The following is a 19159-nucleotide window of genomic DNA, read 5'->3' as shown; positions in this document are numbered from 1 at the left end:
CGACCTGTCCTTCACCGTCCCCGGTGGCCGCACCGGGCTCGTCGCGCCCAACGGTGCGGGCAAGAGCACGTTGCTCAGACTGATCACAGGCGAGTACTCGCCCACGGCAGGCGCCGTCACCGTCGACGGCACCCTGGGCTACCTGCCGCAGACACTGCCCTTCGACGCCGAGCGGACCGTCGCCGACGTCCTCGGCGTCGCGCCCGTCATCGCCGCGCTCGACGCACTCGCCGGCGGCGACGCCTCCGAGGCGGTCTTCGCTGCGATCGGCGACGACTGGGACGTCGAGGAGCGGCTGCGCGCCCAACTCGACCGGCTCGGACTGGCCGGCCTCGCGCTGGACCGGCCGTTGGGATCGCTCAGCGGCGGCGAGGTGGTGTCGGTCGGCCTGGCCGCTCAGCTGCTCAGGCGGCCCGACGTGCTGCTGCTCGACGAGCCGACCAACAACCTCGACGTCGACGCCCGGCACCGCCTGTACGGCTCGCTCGACGACTTCGCAGGCACCCTGCTGGTGGTCAGTCACGACCGGGTGCTGTTGGACCGGATGGACCGCATCGCCGAGCTGCATCGGGGTGAAATCATCTTCTACGGAGGCACTTTCACCGACTACGAGAACGCAGTCGACGCCGCGCAACGCGTCGCCGAGTCCGACGTCCGCAACGCGGAGTCGATGCTGAAGCGCGAGAAGCGCCAGATGCAGCAGGCCAGAGAACGCGCCGCGCGACGTGCGGGCACCGCGGCGCGCAACGTCAAGAACGCCGGTCTGCCCAAGATCGTGGCGGGCATGCTCAAGCGCGATGCCCAGGAGTCGGCCGCCCGATCCGATGACGTGCACGCCAAGCGGGTCGACGACGCCAGGACGCGACTCGACCAGGCCGAGCGCACGGTGCGCGACGACGACGCCATCGTGCTCGACCTGCCCGACACCGACGTGCCCGTCGGCCGCACCGTCCTCGCCGCGCGTGGTGTCCAGATCAGCAGGGGAGGACGAAAGCTATTCGAGGACAACGGCATCGACCTAGACATCCGTGGCCCGGAGCGGATCGCGCTGACCGGTCCCAACGGCGCGGGCAAGTCGACGCTCCTGCGCGTCATCACCGGCGACCTGCCGCCGGAGCGGGGCGACGTGCAACGCGCCGACGGCCGGATCGCCTACCTGTCGCAACGGCTGGACCTGCTCGACCCCGACCGCACCGTCGCCGAGAGTCTCGCCGCGTACGCGCCCAGCCTGACCCACACCCGGCGCATGCATCTGTTGGCGCAGTTCCTGTTTCGCGGCGACCACATTCACCTGCCGGTTGGGGCGCTTTCGGGTGGTGAACGGTTGCGGGCGACGTTGGTGTGCGTGCTCAACGCCGAGCCCGCGCCGCAGTTGCTGCTGCTCGACGAGCCGACCAACAACCTCGACCTGGTCAGCGTCGGCCAGTTGGAGTCCGCACTAAACGCCTACCGGGGAGCCTTCGTGGTGGTCAGCCACGACGAGAGCTTCCTCGACGCGATCGGGGTGCAACGGCGGCTTCAATTGGTCGGCGGCCGCCTGAGTTAGAGCGGTGACTGCTGCGGTCGGGTCTGCGCGGGCTCGGCGCGCTTCACCTCAGGCGGCGGCTCTGGGGCCCTGCCCTGCTCGGCGGACTTCCCGGGCTGGGCCTCGGCGCGCTGGACGGGCGGATCGTCCTTGCGTGGTTCGTCGGTCTTGGGTTCCTTGTCTCCGGTCTGGTCCTTTTCGTCGGCCTTGGTACCTTCGGCCTTGGTCCCCGCCGACCCAGCGGCACCCGCGGACCCGGCGGCCGACTGAACGATGCCCTGGACGCCCTGCATGACTTGCTGCGGGAGTTGTTGCAGCCCTTGGACGAGACCCTGCAGCGGTTGCGCGATCGACTGCGCCATCTGGCCGACCTGCTGCCCGACCTGGCCTGCGATCTGGCCCATCTGTTCGGCACCGCCGCCTGCGCCCGCCGCGCCACCCGCGGCACCACCTGCTGTCCCGGAAGCGCCACCCGCGCCGCCAGCCTCGTTGGCCTGCAGCGCCTCTGCGGCCTTCCTGAGCGTCTCGGCGCCCTTCTGGTCGCCCTGTTCGTACATCTGGGCAGCCTTCTGAAGCAGCTCCGAGATGGTCTGACCGGAGGTCGACGTGTTCTGCATGGTGCCCTGGCGACTGCCGAGGACTTGGCCCAACGCGGCGCTCACGGCGGACGCGATCGGCCCGTGCGAGGTCTCGACGCCGAGCGCTTCCGGTGCGGCCGAACCCATTATCTGCGATAGGGCGGACACGACCTGGTCGTGCACCTGCGAGAAGGTGCGAACGCCGTCGGGCTGGACGTAGAGCGGTTCATTCATGGCGGTTCACCGATCTCATTCCGGCCAGCCGGGTAGGGCTGGCTCCACGGTTGCTGGTTTGTCGATGACGGTGGTGGCGATCGCCTTGCGTTGTTCGGCGTTCAGCGGATATTGGTCAAGGCATTGCTGACGCATCGTCTCCTCGGCTGTTTGCGCTTCACGGAGCCTTTGGTCGTACTCCGGAGTGCCTGATGCCAGTCCGGGAAAGTCGCTGCCGGACCATGCGCTGACCAGGTAGGAGCCGGTGACGAACCACGGGCCGAACACGTCGTCGCGCGGAGCAGGCAACGGGCCCCATTGGGCTGACTGCGGCGAGGGCAGCGACGCCCCGGCGCGTGGGTCCTTGTCACTGAACTCGATCCGCCAGACGGCCATGTTGTCGCGGTCGAGGTTGGCGGCGTCCGTCGTCGGGAAGAGGTTCACGGGGGCGAGCCGCGAGCCGACCGTCTCCTTGAACACGCGATACGTCGCGTCGCATACGAACGCGCGGAAACCCGACGGGATCGGTTCTGCCCTGAGAACGCGCAGATCCTCGTTGCCGACGAACCGGTTGCTCGGGTTGTCGAGGTCCACCAGCCCAATGTCGCCACGAAGGTCTCGTTGCACGATGGGGAGTTTCTTCCACTCGGAGGAGAATTTCTCCGGTGGTTGCGGTGTCGCCCGCTTCAGCCCGGGATAGCCCGCGTTCAGGTCGAGGGTGTAATAGATGATGCGCAGCGATTCGAGGTAGGCACGCAGCGGCACTGCCCAACCGGTGTCCAAGGGAAATCCCGGGTCGGCGCTCCAGCGGAAACGGAAATCGTTCAGGTTCTGCGGCCAGTTCGCGGGCTGCGCCGCCGGAGTCGGAGTCTGTGGTGGCGGCGCAGATTCGGTATGGCAGGCGGTGACCCCGAGCAGGATCGCGACAACGCCGAGCACCATCCCTAGGCGGGACTTCGTCACTGTTTTCATCCTTCTGGCGGTTTGATCTTGTTGAATTCGCCCTCGGACACGTAGATGGACGCCTGATATGCGCTGGTCCAGTCGACATACGGCAGCTCGTTGTTGTGTCCGACGCGGGACACATAATCCTCGACCAGCCTTCTGGGGGCGGTCGCGTCGAGCACTCCGTTGTGAACGTATGGGGCCAGGTCGCCCAGGTCGCCCACCTTCTGGCTGACGAGGTATTCGGCGACGGGCCTGGTGATCTCGCCTGGGTCGCGCAAGACCATCGGCGTCACCGTCCCGGGTGTGGGCTCTTTGCCGACGAACAGCTCCTTCAGTGGGTCGCCCGGAATCTTGTCGTAGATCCCGACCGCATCCTTGACCTTCGGTACCTCTGAGACGGCGTCATGGATGACGTCGTACCACTGGCCCTTCTTCTCCCACGCCTCCTTGGAAGCTTCGTATTCGCTTTTGCCCATGTCGAGCTGATGGATGTATTCGCCCATGTCCTGCGCGCCACCTAGTTTCCCGGCCGCCGTCAGCAGGTCGCCGTCGGGAATGCCTGTCTTGGCGAGGTCTTGCGAGTAGTCGGCAACGATGTCCCGCCACGTCGCGGTCGCAGCCACGTTGAAGTTCTTCTCCGCCGTGGGGTCAGAGTCGATCACGGCGAACAAGCCACGCATGTTGTTGGCGTTCGCCCCGCTGTCCAGCTCGTCGAAGCCATGCGTGCCATCGATGTTCGCGCCTGCCATGTCGTCGATGTAGGGCTTGTTCGCCTCGCCCAATGACTGCACCAGATTGGGGTTGACCTCCCCGAGGGATTCCCTGCCCCCGTTCATGTTGAGCAGGTCCTGGTAGTGCTGTCCGGCGTAGGCATCGAAGGCATGCATGGTCTGGCCGGCCCGCTCGGAGTGGTCCGTGGTGTCGGGGAACAACTGTCCGGCGGCGGCGCCGTTGTCGGCCCAGTCGTGTTGGTAGACGTCGCGGATGAAGTCGTTGTTCGGGGAGCGACCGTCCACACCGGCGAACGCATCGTGCACGGCGATCGGGTCGTGCGACGACGCCGACAGCAAGTCCTGCAACGTCGGGTCGAGGTTCTGGTGGTTCCAGTCAGTGTCCCAGTCCGGAAAGACGTGTCCCTCGGAGTCCTCGAGCAGCTCGCGTGATTCGGCCAGCATGCCCTCGTTGAGAGCACTGCTGCGCTGCAGGTCGGGGTCCCCGCAGTTGGAGATCGCGGCGATGTCGCGGTACTCGTCGAGGAACTTGTAGGGCTTGTTGTAGTCGGGCGGTATGAAGGTCTTCGACCCGTCGGGGTTGGTGATCCAGTCGCCCGTCGGGTTGTTGCGCAGAGGTGCGTCGAAGATGTCCTGGATGCTCTTCGGCAGGTTCTCCTTGCCGCCGGTCGCCGGGACGTAGCCGTCCTCGCCGGGTTTGATCGACGGGTCGACGGTCGTCTTCACGGCGTCGGAACCCACCAGGTGCAAGGCGTTGGACACCGCCTTGGCGTCCTCGGGTGGAAGACTGGCCAGCGTCGCCTTGATCTCGGCGGGCGACTTGCCGTCGAGTGAGTCGGACAGGCCGTTCAGGTACGCCATCCGCTCGGGAGGAATGGTCAGGTCGCCGCGATCCAACGCCGCCTTCTCTTCGGGCGTCAGCGTGGTCGCGCCTTGAAGCCGCGCGGACTCCTCGGGAGACAGCTTTCCGTCGGACAACGAGTCGCCGTCTTCGTGTCCGTGGTCGCCGCTGTCGTCGATGTCCTTCTTCTTCTTTTCCTCTTCGTCACCCTTGACACCGAGCGCACCGTCGTCCCCGGTGCCTTCCTTGACGAATCTCTGGTTTCCCAGCGCCCTGAACTCGGCGTCGAGTGCCCGGATCTCGCCACCGATCTTGCCGAGGTCACCGTTGGACTTGGTGACGATGTCGGTGAGCTGACCGAGGCCCTTCTGCACGATCGGCAGCAGCATCTGGTCGCGGTTCTTGCCAGGGGGCACGGACGCGGCGGCATCGACCATCCAGTGGCGCAACGCATCGAGATTGCGCCGGCCGGTCTCGACGACCTGCGATGACTGGTTCACCTGCGCGCTGAGCCGCTGGTCCAACCCCGCGAGCTTTCCGAGGACGTCACCGTGCTCGGTGTTGGCGGTGCCGTACGCGCTGGCCGCCCGGCCGGTCCACGTCGAACCCGGCGCCGCCGACTGCACGGTGGTCTGCATGTCCTGCAGCGGCCCGCTCTTGTCGTACTGGGAGCCGGTTTCGGGAGTGCCTTCGCCGAACGTGGATCGCGCATCCGACCACGTCGACAGGAACGCATCCAGCACGCTCACGACCGCAGCCCCCTTAATTCCTACCGTCAGCTAATGATCCTAAAGCCGCAGATACGTGCACTCGGGCACCAATTCTGGGATTAGGGTCAGATCGAGGGCGCCATGCCGCCAATGCCGAGACCCGACGTACTCGGCTACGACGCTTCTGACGACGACGGTCCGCCGCGACGGCACTGACCGAACACCTACTCCCGCGCCCGATCGGCCTGCGCCGCGGCGTCGGATGCCGCGCCCTGCATCCCGATGCCCGCGAACGCCGCAGCCACGGAGTCCAACGCCGCGGCGTCACCGGCGGCCAGTGCGCGCCCGTGATCGAGGGCGAGCCTGCCGACCACGCAATCGAGGCTCAGGCGCGCGATGCCGTCGGCCGCGCGGACGTCGCCGAGCCGTACCGCGTCGTGCAGCGCCCGCAGCGCCACCGCCGACTGACCGCCCCGCTCGGCCGCGCGGGCGGCTTCCCTGGCCGCATCGATCGCGCCGTGGCCGTCGCGCCGTGAGGCACACGTCCACGCCCGGGCCAAGGACAGCTCGGGGGCGAACAGCATCGACTTGAGTCCGTGCCGGGCCTCCGCCCTGGCCAAGGTGCGGCCCGCCTCCGCGGTCTGCCCCTGCTGACCGAGCGCGTGTGTCAACAGCATCCAGGCCAGTGGGCCCCACGAGTAGCCGGTCGGCGCAAGGGCCGCGGCGGCTCCGCGCAGCAGCGTGATGGCCTCGTCCAGCTCACCCCGAGCGATGAGGATGTCGGCCACCAACACCTCGCCGATCGCGCGCCCCGGCTGTTGGCTCTGGGTGTAGTCGAGGAGTCGCTGCGCCAACGCCTGAGCGTCGTCCAACTCGCCGCCCAACAATCGTGTGGTCGTCTGCCCGAAGCCGGAGGTGAACCGCAGCAGGCCGGGATGCCCTGCGGCCAACGCCCGCTCGGCCAACGAGTCGACCTCGGCGAACAGGCCCATCCGCGCCGAACTCAACGCCGCCGCTGCCGATGCCCAGCCGACCGCCGTGTCGTCGGCGTCCGGCGACGCGAGCACCTCGGCGGCGACCTGCATGGCCCGGGTCGGACTGCCTGCGTTCATCGCGAACGTCGCCGACAAGGCATCGAGCGTGGTGCGTGCCGTCGGCGTCGTCACCCGGCCGCGGGTGGTCTGCAGGAACGCCGTCGCCCGCTCCGGCTCGGACAACATCCAGAACTGGTTGGCCGCCCGCGGTAGGGCCCACGCCATCAACTCCGCCTCGGTCAACGAAGCCGGATCGACGTCGGCGAGCACGGCATCGGCGTCGCGGCCGCGTCCCTGCCAGGCGAGCGCATAGGCCAGCGGCAGCCGGGCCGCCAGGCCCCCGTCGGCCAGCGCCGCCCGCCCGAGTCGCTCGCTGAGCTCCAGATCGCCGAGCCGCAGCGCCTCGTCGGCCGCCGCGACGAGGTCGGTCACCGGAAGTGGCCGGTCACTGTGCATCGCCAGCACGGCGCGCTGCAACCGCCCGACGACATCCGTTGGGGCGGGCAGCTTCTCGACCAGATCGGTACGCACGCGTCGTTCCCGGTCGGGGTCCAGTCGGTTTCGCGCCGCGCGCGCGAACAGGGGATGGGCGGGCCGCACGTCGTCGCCGTCGATCACCACCGCGCCCGCCGAGGTCGCCGCCGATACCGCGTCGGCACCCGCCAGCTCGGCCAGCACGGCGACGGACAACGGTTCGGAGACGGCCAGGAACTCCAGCACCGCCGATGCCCGTTCCGGTAGCCCGGTGACGAACGCACTCACCTGCTCGTCGAGCAGGCGCGCGTCGTATCCGGTTGGCGCAACGTCGATCTGGGCTACCAGCTGATCGCGCACCAACGTCGACAATCCATCGGGCATCGACTCGTCCGAGTCGACCACGAGAATCAACCGCGCCGCGCCGCTGATCCCGAGCTGATACACCAGCGCGGCGGACAGCCTGTCCAGGGCGTGGGCATCGTCGACGAACAACAGCACGCCTTCGCCGATGGACTCGCGCGCCGCGCGCAGCACTGCCGCCGTCTTTCCGGTGTCGGCGACCTGGATCAGATCGCCGAACGCAGCGAACGGCACCGTCGATCCGGCGACCGTCCCTGTGACCGTCGCGACGCGGGCGAACTCACCGCCGAGATTCGCGACGGCCGCATGGGCCAGTGACGTCTTGCCCACCCCGGCAGGCCCGACGAGCATGGCTCCGGCGCGGCTGCGAACGGCCGCTTCCAGCTGGTCGAGCAACGGTTCCTCCGGCGCGGTCACCCAGTCGACTGGCACCGCCGGATCCTATGGTGCGCCCGAGGGGCCGGACCGATGAATGCGCCAAATCTCGGCGGCGTCGAATCCCGGGTCGCTGCGCTCCCTAAGGTTGGCGGTGTGTCAGAAGACGCCGAACTCACCGAAACGAAGGACCGACCGTGGACGGTGTGCGTCTACTGCGCGTCGGGGCCGAGGCATCCCGAGTTGCTGGCGCTGGCGACCGGCGTCGGCGCCGCCATCGCCGACCGCGGCTGGACGCTGGTGTCCGGCGGGGGCAACGTCTCGGCGATGGGCGCGTTGGCCGGTGCCGCTCGGGCGCACAACGGCCGCACGGTCGGGGTGATCCCCAAGGCGCTGGTGCACCGCGAGCTCGCCGACGTCGACGCCGACGAGCTGATCGTCACCGACACCATGCGCGAGCGGAAACAGGTCATGGAGGACCGTGCGGACGCCTTCATCGTGCTGCCGGGCGGGATCGGCACGCTCGAGGAGTTCTTCGAGGCCTGGACGGCCGGTTATCTCGGCATGCACGACAAGCCGCTGGTGATGCTCGACCCGATCGGCCACTACGACGGCTTGTTGGCGTGGCTGCGCGGGCTCGCCGCCACGGGTTACGTCGGGCCGGACGCGCTGGACCGGCTCGTCGTGGTCGACCACGTCGAAGCGGCGCTGGCCGCCTGCGCTCCCACCGGGTGACGCCCGTCACCGGCGGACACCTTGGCCACTAGGGTTGTGCGCCATGAGCGACGAGAAATCGGGGATCCGTAGCAGCGTCGGCCTGCTCGACATCGCGCCGCAGCTGCCCGGCCTGCTGATGGATGCGCCGGCCATCCTGCGCGGCGTGATCACCGGATTCGGGGCGCGCCCGACGGCCAAGACGTCCATCGGCAAGGTGTTCCAGGAGCGGGCCGCCCGCTACGGCGACAAGGTCTTCATCAAGTTCGGCGACGAGCAACTGACCTACCGCGAGTCCAACGAGACGGTGAACCGGTACGCCGCCGTGCTCGCCGCGCGCGGCGTCGGGCATGGCGACGTGGTCGGCATCATGCTGCGCAACTCGCCGCAGTCGGTGCTGCTCATGCTCGCCGCGGTGAAGTGCGGGGCGGTCGCCGGGATGCTCAACTACCACCAACGCGGCGACGTGCTCAAGCACAGCTTGGGGTTGCTCGCCGCAAAGGCCGTGGTGGCCGAGACCGATTTCATCGAGCCGATCACCGAGAGCGGCGCCGACACCAACGGGTTGATGACGGTCGACGAACTCCAGCAGCTCGCCGCCACCGCGCCGACCACAAACCCCGCGACTACCTCCGCGGTGCTGGCCAAGGACAAGGCCTTCTACATCTTCACGTCGGGCACCACCGGGATGCCGAAGGCCAGCGTCATGACGCACTACCGGTGGTTGCGCGCCCTGGGCGGCTTCGGTGGCCTCGGCATGCGGCTGACCAGCGACGACACCCTGTACTGCTGCCTGCCGCTCTATCACAACAACGCGCTCACGGTTGCGCTGTCTTCGGTGCTCAATTCGGGATCGACGCTGGCGCTTGGCAAGTCGTTCTCGGCGTCGAAGTTCTGGGATGACGTCATCCGATACGACGCAACGGCCTTCGTCTACATCGGCGAGATCTGCGCCTACCTGCTCAACCAACCGCCCAAGCCGACCGACCGCCGGCACCACGTCCGGGTCATCGCGGGCAACGGGTTGCGCCCAGCCATCTGGGACGAGTTCACCAAGCGGTTCGGCATCGACCGGGTGTGCGAGTTCTACGGCGCCAGCGAGGGCAACACCGCCTTCCTCAACGTGTTCAACGTGGACAAGACGACGGGTATCTGCCCGTCGCCCATCGCCTTCGTCGAGTACGACGACGAGTCGGGCGAACCGAAACGCGGCAAGGACGGCCGCGTCCACAAGGTGAAGGCAGGGGAGCCGGGCCTACTGCTTTCCAAGGTGAGCAGCTTCCAGCCCTTCGACGGCTACACCGACAAGGACGCCACCGAGAAGAAACTCGTCCGCAACGCCTTCAAGGACGGCGACGTCTGGTTCAACACCGGCGACCTCATGCGCTCGCAGGGATTCGGGCACGCCGCGTTCACCGACCGCCTCGGCGACACGTTCCGGTGGAAGGGCGAGAACGTCGCCACCACCGAGGTCGAAGCCGCGGTGTCGACGGACCCGCAGGTGGAGGAGTGCACGGTGTTCGGCGTCGAGGTGCCGGGCGCGGGCGGGCGGGCCGGCATGGTGGCCATCCAGCTCAAGGAGGGCCAGGAGTTCGACGGCAAGGTGCTGGCGAAGGCCGCCTACGCGCACCTGCCCGGTTACGCCGTGCCGCTGTTCGTGCGGGTCGTCGAGACCCTCGCGCACACGTCGACGTTCAAGAGTCAGAAGGTCGACCTGCGCAAGCAGGGCTACGGCAGCGGCGAGAAGTCCGACGACGCGCTGTACGTGCTGTCCGGCCGCGACGAGGGTTACGTGCCGTTCTACGGCGATTACCCGGCCGAGGTCGCCGACGGCAAGCGCCCCAAGTCCTAGCGATTTCGGAGCGCAAACCGTCGCCCCAGCGAACGAAAGCGCGCCGAAATCGCTGGCAGCTAGCCTGGAGAGGTGCAGTCGACGTTTCTGGGCCGGCCCGTGGCCGGCGATCGCGCCATGATCATGGCGATCGTGAACCGGACGCCGGACTCGTTCTACGACCGCGGCGCGACGTTCTCCGACGACGCGGCCAAGGCGGCCGCCCATCGGGTGATCGAGGACGGCGCCGACGTGGTCGACGTCGGCGGCGTCAAGGCAGGCCCCGGTAGCGACGTCGACGCCGACCAGGAGACCGCCCGCGTCGTGCCATTCATCGAATGGCTCCGCAACACCTTTCCCGACCAGCTGATCAGCGTCGACACCTGGCGCGCCGCGGTCGCCAAACAGGCCTGCGCGGCCGGCGCCGACCTGATCAACGACACCTGGGCCGGGGCCGATCCCGGGTTGGCCGACGTCGCCGCCGAGTTCGGTGCGGGCCTGGTGTGCTCTCACACGGGTGGCGCGACGCCGCGGACCAGGCCGTTTCGGGCCAACTACGGGGTGTCCGAGCGCGGTGTGGTCGACGACGTGATCGCCGAAGTCACCGCCGCGGCCGAACGCGCGGTTGCTGCTGGAGTGGCGCGTGAGGCCGTCTTAATCGATCCGACCCACGATTTTGGTAAGAACACTCACCATGGTCTTAGTTTGTTGCGCCACGTAAAAGACCTTGTAAACACTGGATGGCCCGTCCTGATGGCTCTCAGCAACAAGGATTTCGTCGGGGAAACTCTGGGTGTGGGGTTGACCGAACGCCTGGAGGGCACCCTGGCTGCGACGGCGCTCGCCGCCGAGGCGGGGGCGGCCATGTTCCGGGTCCACGAGGTCGGTCCCACTCGGCGCGTACTCGAGATGGTCGCGTCGATCCAAGGGGTGCGTCCACCGACGCGGACCGTGAGGGGACTGGCATGACCTTGACACCTGATCTCGCCGACGTCGACGCCGTAGCCGGGCACCGCTGGCTCACCGATCACACCTGGGGCCGGCCCACGTGGACCATCGCCGAACTCGAGGCGGCGAAGGCCGGCCGCACCATTTCGGTGGTTCTGCCCGCGCTCAACGAGGAGGACACCGTCGGCTCGGTGGTCGAGACCATCGCGCCGCTGCTCGGCGGGCTGGTCGACGAGCTGATCGTGCTGGACTCCGGTTCGACCGACGACACCGAGATCCGTGCCCTCGCCGCGGGCGCCCGCGTGATCAGCCGCGAAGTCGCGCTGCCCGAGGTCGAGACACAGCCCGGCAAGGGTGAGGTGCTGTGGCGGTCCCTCGCCGCGACCACCGGCGACCTGGTGGTATTCGTCGACTCCGACCTGATCGATCCGGATCCGATGTTCGTGCCGAAGCTGCTCGGCCCGCTGCTGACGGCCGACGGCGTGCACCTGGTCAAGGGTTTCTACCGCCGCCCGCTGAAGGTGAGCGGCAGCGAGGACGCCAACGGCGGCGGCCGGGTCACCGAACTCGTCGCGCGGCCGCTGCTGGCCGCGTTGCGCCCGGAGTTGACCTGCCTGCTGCAGCCGCTGGGCGGCGAGTACGCCGGCACCCGCGAACTGCTGACGTCGGTGCCGTTCGCGCCGGCCTACGGCGTCGAGATCGGTCTCCTGATCGACACCTACGACCGGCTGGGCCTGGACGCGATCGCCCAGGTGAACCTCGGCGTCCGCACGCACCGCAACCGCCCGATCACCGAACTCGCCGCGATGAGCAGGCAGGTGATCGCCACCCTGCTGTCCCGGTGTGGCGTCCCCGATTCGGGGGTGGGCCTGACGCAGTTCTTCGCCGACGGTGAGGCCTACACCCCCCGCACGTCGACGGTGTCGCTGACGGACCGGCCGCCGATGGCCACCGTGCGGCCCAGGTAGCGAGCCGGCAGTCCGGTACGCACGGCGTCGTAGGCTTGCGGCAGTATCGATGTCGTGACCTTGATTCTGCTGTACCTGGTCGTGCTCATCCTGGTGGCCACTGTGCTGTTCGGTCTTGGCAGCGTGCTGATCGGCCGCGGCGAGCGGTTGCCGCCGCTGCCGAGGGGCACCACCGCGACGGTGTTGCCCGCATCGGGCGTGACCGGCTCCGACGTCGACGCCGTCAAGTTCACCCAGACACTGCGCGGCTACAAGACCAGCGAGGTCGACTGGGTGCTCGAACGGTTGGGTCAGGAGCTCGATCTCCTCCGTGGTCAACTCGACGCGGTGCGCGCCGTGCAGGGCCTCGACGACGAGGACTCCGAGGACTCCGAGGAGACCGGTGACGAGGTGCACCAGGGCGCGCACGCGTTGCCCGATGAAGGACGGGTGGACTGATGACCGTCGCCGAGGAGGGGGGCGGGCGGATCCGCTGCAGTTGGGCCGACTTCACCGGATCCCGTTCGGCCGCACCCGATTCCGTCATGTACCGCGACTACCACGATTACGAGTGGGGCCGCCCGCTGCGGGGCGCTCGCGACCTGTTCGAGCGGATGTCGCTGGAGGCGTTCCAGAGTGGGCTGTCGTGGCTGATCATCCTGCGCAAGCGGGAGAACTTTCGGCGTGCCTTCGAGCAGTTCGACGTCGCGAAGGTGGCCGGATTCACCGAGCGCGACGTCGAGCGGTTGATGGCCGACGCCGGGATCGTCCGCAACCGCGCCAAAGTCGAGGCCACCATCGCCAATGCCCGCGCGGTCGCCGACCTGGACGCCGATCTGGGCGAGTTGCTGTGGTCGTTCGCTCCGCCGGCGAGGCCCCGTCCCGTCGACCCGTCCGGGGTGCCTGCGGTCACTCCCGAGTCCACGGCGATGGCCAAGGAACTGAAGCGTCGCGGGTTTAAATTCGTCGGCCCGACCACCGCCTACGCGCTGATGCAGGCGACCGGGATGGTCGACGATCACCTCGCATCGTGCTGGGTGCCCGTCGAGGCGTGAGCGTCGTCGTGGCGGTGTCTCCCGAGGACCTTGGCCGGGTCTTTGCACATCGAACGCCCGTCATAGGGAACAATGTAGGAGTTCAGTTGCAGTTCAGTGCTGGGAGCTGCCGACGGGTGGGCAGTCCCGGCTCGACGGATCCGCTCGCGCGGGCCCGCATGTGCGGAGGGAGTAGTCGATGGCGGCGATGAAGCCCCGGACCGGCGACGGTCCATTGGAAGCAACCAAGGAGGGGCGTGGCATCGTGATGCGGGTACCACTGGAGGGTGGCGGACGTCTTGTCGTCGAACTCACTCCGGACGAGGCCGCTGCCCTCGGCGACGAACTCAAGGGCGTCACCAGCTAGTCCCGTTGCACGCGGGGGCCCACCGTTGCACGCGGGGACCCACCGTCGCACGCGGGGCCAAAGTCGCTACGAGGCGATCTTCCGATAGATGTCGAGCGTCTGCTCGGCGATGTGCGCCCAGGAGAACTCGTCGATACAGCGCTGGCGTCCCGTCCGCCCATACCGCTGGGCCCGCTCCGGTTCGGCGACAAGCGCGTTCACCGCGTCGGCGAGGCCGGCCTCGAAGGTCGCGGTGTCGGCGGGGTCGTAGTGCACCAGTAGCCCGGTTTCCTGGTCGGCCACCACCTCGGGAATGCCGCCGACGTCCGAAGCGACCACCGCCGTCGCGCACGCCATCGCCTCCAGGTTCACGATGCCCAGTGGCTCGTAAACCGACGGACACACGAAAACGGTTGCAGCCGAGAGTATTTCGCGAATCTTCGTGGTCGGCAGCATCTCCCGCACCCAGAACACCCCGGCGCGGACGGCGGCCAGGCCCTGTACCGCCGCCGCCACCTCGGCCGCGATCTCGGGGGTGTCCGGCGCGCCGGCGCACAGCACCAGCTGAACGTCCGGCGCGAACCGGTGTGCCGCCGCGACCAGGTGCGCGACGCCCTTCTGCCGGGTGATCCTGCCGACGAACGCCACGATCGGCTTCGTCGGGTCGACGCCGAGGTCGGCGAGCACCGAGTCGCCCGGCTGCGGCTGGGCCGGATACCACACCTGCGTGTCGATGCCGTTGCGCACGACGTGCACCCGGTTGGGGTCCAGCGCCGGATAGGTTCTCAGCACGTCGTCGCGCATGCCGGAGCTCACCGCGATCACGGCGTCGGCGGCCTCCACCGCGGTGCGCTCCACCCACGACGACACGCGGTAGCCGCCACCGAGTTGTTCGGCCTTCCACGGCCGCATCGGCTCGAGCGAATGCGCGGTCAAGACATGGGGAACGCCGTGCAGCAGCGCGGCGAGGTGGCCTGCCATCCCGGTGTACCAGGTGTGGGAGTGCACGACCGTCGCCGAGGCCGCGGCGTTCACCATCACCAGGTCGGCCGACAGCGTGGACAGGGCCGGGTTGGCGCCCAGCAGCGCGGGGTCGGGCTGCGCCACGAAGGCGCCGTCGCGCGGCGCGCCCATGCAGTGCACGTCGACCTCACACAGATGCCGAAGCTGCGCGACGAGCTCGGTGACGTGCACCCCGGCACCGCCGTACACCTCGGGTGGATACTCCCGTGTCATCATCGCCACCCGCATGGTGAAGACGGTAGTAGTCCATGGCAGTCACCGCACCCAATTGTCTTGACCTACAGCCCGTCAGAACTCACGGTCAATCGTGTCAATGCCTAGCCGCAGCTCGTGGCGGCCGATAGATTTGATCCATGAGGGAATTGCCACACGTGCTGGGGATCGTCCTGGCCGGCGGTGAGGGCAAGCGTCTCTATCCGCTGACCGCCGACCGGGCCAAGCCTGCGGTTCCGTTCGGGGGCGCCTACCGGCTCATCGACTTCGTGCTATCCAATCTGGTCAACGCCCGGTACCTCCGGATCTGCGTTCTCACGCAATACAAATCGCATTCGCTGGACCGCCACATCTCGCAGAACTGGCGGCTTTCCGGGCTTGCCGGGGAGTACATCACGCCGGTCCCCGCGCAACAGCGACTCGGCCCGCGCTGGTACACCGGATCGGCGGACGCGATTCTGCAGTCGCTCAACCTCATCTACGACGAGGACCCCGACTACGTCGTCGTGTTCGGTGCCGACCACATCTATCGGATGGACCCGGAGCAGATGCTCCAGTTCCACATCGAGAGCGGTGCGGGCGCGACGGTCGCAGGCATCCGGGTGCCGCGGAGTGAGGCCACGGCGTTCGGATGCATCGACGCCGACGACTCCGGACGCATCCGCGAGTTCGTGGAGAAGCCCGCCGACCCGCCGGGCACGCCCGATGACCCCGAGCAGACCTTCGCGTCGATGGGCAACTACATCTTCAGCACCAAGGTGCTCGTCGACGCGATCCGCGCCGACGCCGACGACGACCACTCCGATCACGACATGGGCGGCGACATCATTCCGCGGCTGGTGCGGGACGGCATGGCGGCGGTCTACGACTTCAAGAACAACGAAGTGCCCGGTGCGACGGAGCGCGATCACGGTTACTGGCGCGACGTCGGCACGCTGGACGCCTTCTACGACGCGCACATGGATCTGGTGTCGGTGCACCCGGTGTTCAACCTGTACAACCGGCGCTGGCCGATCCGGGGCGAGCCGGAGAACCTCGCGCCCGCCAAGTTCGTCAACGGCGGCTCGGCGCAGGAGTCGGTGGTCGGTGCGGGCAGCATCATCTCGGCGGCGTCGGTGCGGAACTCGGTGCTGTCGTCCAACGTCGTGGTCGACGACGGGGCGATCGTCGAGGGCAGCGTGCTGATGCCGGGCGTGCGGGTGGGCCGAGGCGCGGTGGTGCGGCACGCGATCCTGGACAAGAACGTGGTCGTCGGTCCCGGCGAGATGGTCGGCGTCGATCTGGAGAAGGACCGCGAGCGGTTCGCGATCAGCGCGGGCGGCGTGGTGGCCGTCGGCAAGGGCATCTGGATCTAGGCCGGTTCTGCACGCTGCCGTCGGCGACGCCGCCGGCGCAGCACCGTCAGCACCGCCGAGGCCAACGCGGCCAGTGCCACCAACACCAGCACCGGGATCAGGATCGCCACGAACACCAGCCCAATGCTGGTGACGTCCTCGATGGTGCTCAGCACCGGCGGTGGCGACGTTGGCGGCCGGCCGCACGGCCGACTTCGTGAGCGACACGACCAGGGCGACGACGACACCGACGACGACCGGAATCCATTGTCCGGTCTGCGCGAACGCGCCAGGGTCGGTGACCGCGGAGGTCTGGGCGGCCGTGCCGGACCCGAACACGATGCCGCCCGCCGTCGGCCGGACGAACGTCTGGATGGCGTCGTTGACGCTGTCGAGTGCGGGGATCTTGTCGGCGACGACCTCGACGACGAGCAACGCGGCGACGATCGACATGACCCAGCCGTTCTCCAGCCAGGCCCAGGCGTGCGGCAACGTCACCAGGTCGGTGAACCGGGACAGCAGGCCGAGCGCCAGCAGCGGGATGTAGGCGTTGAGTCCCGCCGCGGTGGCCAGCCCGAAGCCGGTCAGCAGTTCCACGACGTCAGTGTCTCAGCTTTGGCGCCGGACCTTCTGCTGATCGCGTGGTGGGGGCTTGTCGTGCGGCGGGACCTTTGGCGTGTTTGCTACCGACCGCCCCTTGCCTGCCACGGTGGCGAGTGCGCGAAAACAGCGCGGACATATCGGCTTTCCTGCCTTGTCGACCGACCAGCTCTTGCCGCCGCCGGGGCATGGTCTCCCGGTCATGCGGCACCGCCCGTCGGAACGAGCACCGCGACGTCACCGTGCAAGTGCGCCAGGCCGCTGTCGAGCGTCACCAGTTGCCCTCCGCGGCTGCGCGCGAGTTGAGCAAGGTAAGCATCGGTGACCTGGCGGTGGCCGACCACGCCGCCCAATTCGACGTCGGCGAAGGACACGTGGTCGGGCCAGAATTCGTGACGGCTCGCGCTCCCCACTGCGACGACGACGTCGCGTGCGGCGGACGCCGAGTGGCCGGAGCGCAACAGGAACCGAACGAGGCTGCCCTGCGTAATCGGGCAGGTCGCAAAGTCGGACCCGGACGTCGACAGCCATTCGGCGGCTGCATCGTGATGCACGTGCTCGGCGACGACCATTGCGATGAGCACGTTCGCGTCGAGCAGGGTCGTCACTCGTCGTCCTCCAGCGAGCGCACGTCATCGGAGGTCACGATCGTCCCGACGCTGACCACCGGCAGTCCCGTCCGAGGATCTGTCGACATGGCCGCCACCTTGCCGGTGCCCATGCCACGCCGGATGAGATCGGCGACGGTCTCACTCAACGTGCGATGGGTGTCGCGCGCGATCGCCTGCGCCTGTTTGTGCAGGTCGTCCGGGAGGTCGATGGTGGTGCGCACGCCACATCTTAGCATCAACACATCATGATGCACTGATGCTATTCGTCAGTGGTCACCACACTCCCGGCACCAACCGGTAGTGCACCTTCTTCGTGTACTCGTCGTACCCGTCGAGTTCCTGACGCAGCATCTTCTCTTCGTCGTCGATGCGGAGCGCAAGGATCGGAAAGGTCAGGATGGTCACCAGCAGTCCCCAGTACGAGTCGAGCGCAAGCGGAGTGCCGACCATCATGATGAGCGTGCCCACGTACATCGGATGCCGGACGAGGCCGTAGACGCCCGTCGACACCACCTTCTGGTCCGCCTCCACCGTGATGGTCGCGGCCGCATAGCTGTTCTGGATGACGACGAGCTGCGTGAACCCCAGCCCAATGCCGACCAGGACGTTGCCGAGCACGACGACGGGTGTCGGCACATCCGACCAACCGAACCGATGGTCGAGCGCACTGACGACGAGCACCGCGACGACCGCGACGATCGTCCCGGTGATGACGAGCTTCTGAATGGTTCTGGTCTCGGCGATCGGCCCGGCCTTCATCCGCCGCTGAAGTGCTGCCGGATCCTTCACCGCGAGATAGACGCTCGGGACGAGGGTGGCAACGATGAACACGGCGATGAAAACCCATGCCTGCCAATAGTTCAGCGTGCCCGTCGGCCAGAACAGCAGTACGACGAAGAACGCCACTCCGAGAAGTCCCGACGCCAGTGTTTGCACGGCGATCTTCATGATTCCTCCATCACCACACGTAGGGCACCAGTCGGGCGTGCACCCGCTGGGCGTAATCGGCGTAGCCGGCCAACTGTTGTGTCAGCACCTTCTCCTCGTCGAGGATCCGGGTGACGAGCACGGCCAAGCCAGGTATTACGAGCAGAAGTCCCCAATAGGACCCAAGTGCCAGCGGGATGCCGATCATCAGCACGACGTTTCCGAAGTACATCGGGTGGCGGACAACGGAGTACACGCCCGTCGACACGACCGTCTGGGCGGACTCGACCTTGATGTTCGCGGCGGCGTACCCGTTCTGGATCGTCGTGATCATCGCGATGAGAAGCCCAACGGCGACCAATGCGTCACCGACCACGGAGACCGCGGCGGGCACCGAGGACCAGCCGAAGCGAAAGTCCAACGCGCTCAACACGATCATCGCTCCCAGCGAGAGGAACGCGATCGTGATGATGATCTTCTGCAGCGGTCGCGTCTCGGCCGCGGGCCCCGCCTGCATCCGTCGCTTGAGGGCGGCGGGATTGGTCGCCGCCAGGTAGATGCTCGGGATCGTGGTCGAAGCGGCGAACACCGCGATGAACGCCCAGCCCTGCCAGTAGTCGAATGTGCCTGCCGGCCAGAACACCAGCAGTCCGAACACCACCAGCCCGATGACGAATGACGGCAGCGCTTGAAGCGCGATCTTCATGTCCTGTCCTTCACCACACGCCTGGTACCAAACGGGAATGCACCGTCTCGGCGTACTCCCGGTATCCGTGGAGCCCTTCGGTGAGCGCCTTCTCCTCGTCGAAGATGCGAATTGCGAACAGGACCGCATCGAT

18 protein-coding genes and 1 pseudogene are annotated in these 19159 nt (G+C 67.8%); 9 read left to right on the top strand and 10 right to left on the bottom strand.

The window, feature by feature from the left end:
- Positions 1-1546: ABC-F family ATP-binding cassette domain-containing protein (locus QOC69_RS36170; protein ID WP_526447668.1), on the top strand; the 1546-nt coding region annotated here is incomplete at its 5' end.
- On the opposite strand, the gene QOC69_RS36165 is transcribed toward QOC69_RS36170, so the two are convergent.
- From QOC69_RS36165 to QOC69_RS36150, 4 genes are all read right to left on the bottom strand, one after another.
- Positions 1543-2337 (bottom strand): type VII secretion target, encoded by a 795-nt coding sequence (locus QOC69_RS36165; protein WP_526447666.1) that lies wholly within the window; start codon positions 2335-2337, stop codon positions 1543-1545. The genes QOC69_RS36170 and QOC69_RS36165 overlap by 4 nt on opposite strands.
- A 15-nt stretch (positions 2338-2352) precedes the next feature.
- Positions 2353-3279 carry a hypothetical protein gene (locus tag QOC69_RS36160; RefSeq protein WP_526447664.1) on the bottom strand — a complete coding sequence of 309 codons (927 nt, stop codon included), beginning with the start codon at positions 3277-3279 and terminating at the stop codon, positions 2353-2355.
- Positions 3280-3284: 5 nt separating this feature from the next.
- Entirely contained in the window at positions 3285-5585 is a 2301-nt protein-coding gene (locus tag QOC69_RS36155; RefSeq protein ID WP_526447662.1) for a TPR repeat domain-containing protein, read from the bottom strand.
- A 185-nt stretch (positions 5586-5770) separates the two neighbouring features.
- The gene (locus tag QOC69_RS36150) at positions 5771-7849 is read right to left on the bottom strand and encodes an ATP-binding protein (protein ID WP_526447660.1); all 2079 of its coding nucleotides are present in this window, start codon (positions 7847-7849) and stop codon (positions 5771-5773) included.
- A 99-nt stretch (positions 7850-7948) separates the two neighbouring features.
- Here QOC69_RS36150 and log point away from each other — a divergent pair, with 99 nt between their 5' ends.
- The 7 genes from log (at position 7949) to QOC69_RS36115 (ending at position 13633) form a co-directional block, all read left to right on the top strand.
- Positions 7949-8527, top strand: coding sequence for a cytokinin riboside 5'-monophosphate phosphoribohydrolase (log, locus tag QOC69_RS36145; RefSeq protein ID WP_526447658.1), 579 nt, complete (start codon positions 7949-7951; stop codon positions 8525-8527).
- Positions 8528-8570: 43 nt separating this feature from the next.
- Positions 8571-10358: a long-chain-acyl-CoA synthetase FadD6 gene (gene fadD6 / locus QOC69_RS36140; protein ID WP_526447656.1), complete on the top strand. Its 1788-nt coding sequence runs from the start codon at positions 8571-8573 to the stop codon at positions 10356-10358.
- Positions 10359-10475: 117 nt separating this feature from the next.
- Positions 10476-11306 (top strand): dihydropteroate synthase, encoded by an 831-nt coding sequence (gene folP / locus QOC69_RS36135; RefSeq protein WP_526447670.1) that lies wholly within the window; start codon positions 10476-10478, stop codon positions 11304-11306.
- Positions 11303-12253: a glucosyl-3-phosphoglycerate synthase gene (locus tag QOC69_RS36130; RefSeq protein WP_526447654.1), complete on the top strand. Its 951-nt coding sequence runs from the start codon at positions 11303-11305 to the stop codon at positions 12251-12253. The genes folP and QOC69_RS36130 overlap by 4 nt, the downstream gene beginning before the upstream one ends.
- Positions 12254-12307: 54 nt before the next feature.
- On the top strand, positions 12308-12691 hold the full coding sequence (locus QOC69_RS36125) for a DivIVA domain-containing protein (protein WP_526447652.1): 384 nt from the start codon (positions 12308-12310) through the stop codon (positions 12689-12691).
- On the top strand, positions 12691-13287 hold the full coding sequence (locus QOC69_RS36120) for a DNA-3-methyladenine glycosylase I (RefSeq protein ID WP_526447650.1): 597 nt from the start codon (positions 12691-12693) through the stop codon (positions 13285-13287). Before QOC69_RS36125 ends, QOC69_RS36120 begins: the two co-directional genes overlap by 1 nt.
- Positions 13288-13465: 178 nt before the next feature.
- Complete coding sequence (locus QOC69_RS36115; protein WP_003406247.1) at positions 13466-13633, top strand: DUF3117 domain-containing protein; 168 nt, start codon at positions 13466-13468, stop codon at positions 13631-13633.
- 66 nt (positions 13634-13699) lie between these two features.
- Here the strand turns inward: QOC69_RS36115 and glgA are convergent, their stop codons facing one another.
- On the bottom strand, positions 13700-14863 hold the full coding sequence (gene glgA, locus QOC69_RS36110) for a glycogen synthase (RefSeq protein WP_526447648.1): 1164 nt from the start codon (positions 14861-14863) through the stop codon (positions 13700-13702).
- A gap of 125 nt (positions 14864-14988) precedes the next feature.
- Between glgA and glgC the strand changes: the two genes are divergently transcribed.
- Complete coding sequence (gene glgC / locus QOC69_RS36105) at positions 14989-16203, top strand: glucose-1-phosphate adenylyltransferase (RefSeq protein ID WP_526447646.1); 1215 nt, start codon at positions 14989-14991, stop codon at positions 16201-16203.
- Here glgC and QOC69_RS36100 read toward each other — a convergent pair.
- The 5 genes and pseudogenes from QOC69_RS36100 to QOC69_RS36080 form a co-directional block, all read right to left on the bottom strand.
- Positions 16200-16779: pseudogene (locus QOC69_RS36100) on the bottom strand (DUF4126 family protein). The gene glgC and the pseudogene QOC69_RS36100 sit on opposite strands and share 4 nt — an antisense overlap.
- Before the next feature lie 203 nt (positions 16780-16982).
- Positions 16983-17390, bottom strand: a complete 408-nt coding sequence (locus tag QOC69_RS36095) for a TA system VapC family ribonuclease toxin (protein ID WP_526447644.1) — start codon at positions 17388-17390, stop codon at positions 16983-16985.
- Positions 17387-17614 carry a YlcI/YnfO family protein gene (locus QOC69_RS36090; protein ID WP_526447642.1) on the bottom strand — a complete coding sequence of 76 codons (228 nt, stop codon included), beginning with the start codon at positions 17612-17614 and terminating at the stop codon, positions 17387-17389. Before QOC69_RS36090 ends, QOC69_RS36095 begins: the two co-directional genes overlap by 4 nt.
- A gap of 52 nt (positions 17615-17666) precedes the next feature.
- Entirely contained in the window at positions 17667-18341 is a 675-nt protein-coding gene (locus QOC69_RS36085; protein WP_526447640.1) for a methyltransferase family protein, read from the bottom strand.
- A 10-nt stretch (positions 18342-18351) separates the two neighbouring features.
- Positions 18352-19026, bottom strand: a complete 675-nt coding sequence (locus tag QOC69_RS36080) for a methyltransferase family protein (protein WP_526447638.1) — start codon at positions 19024-19026, stop codon at positions 18352-18354.
- Between the last annotated feature and the right edge of the window lie 133 nt (positions 19027-19159).

Source organism: Mycobacterium sp., assembly GCF_032162105.1.
In the GTDB taxonomy this organism is placed as follows: Bacteria; Actinomycetota; Actinomycetes; order Mycobacteriales; family Mycobacteriaceae; genus Mycobacterium.
This window is presented reverse-complemented; position numbering and strand designations above follow the sequence as displayed.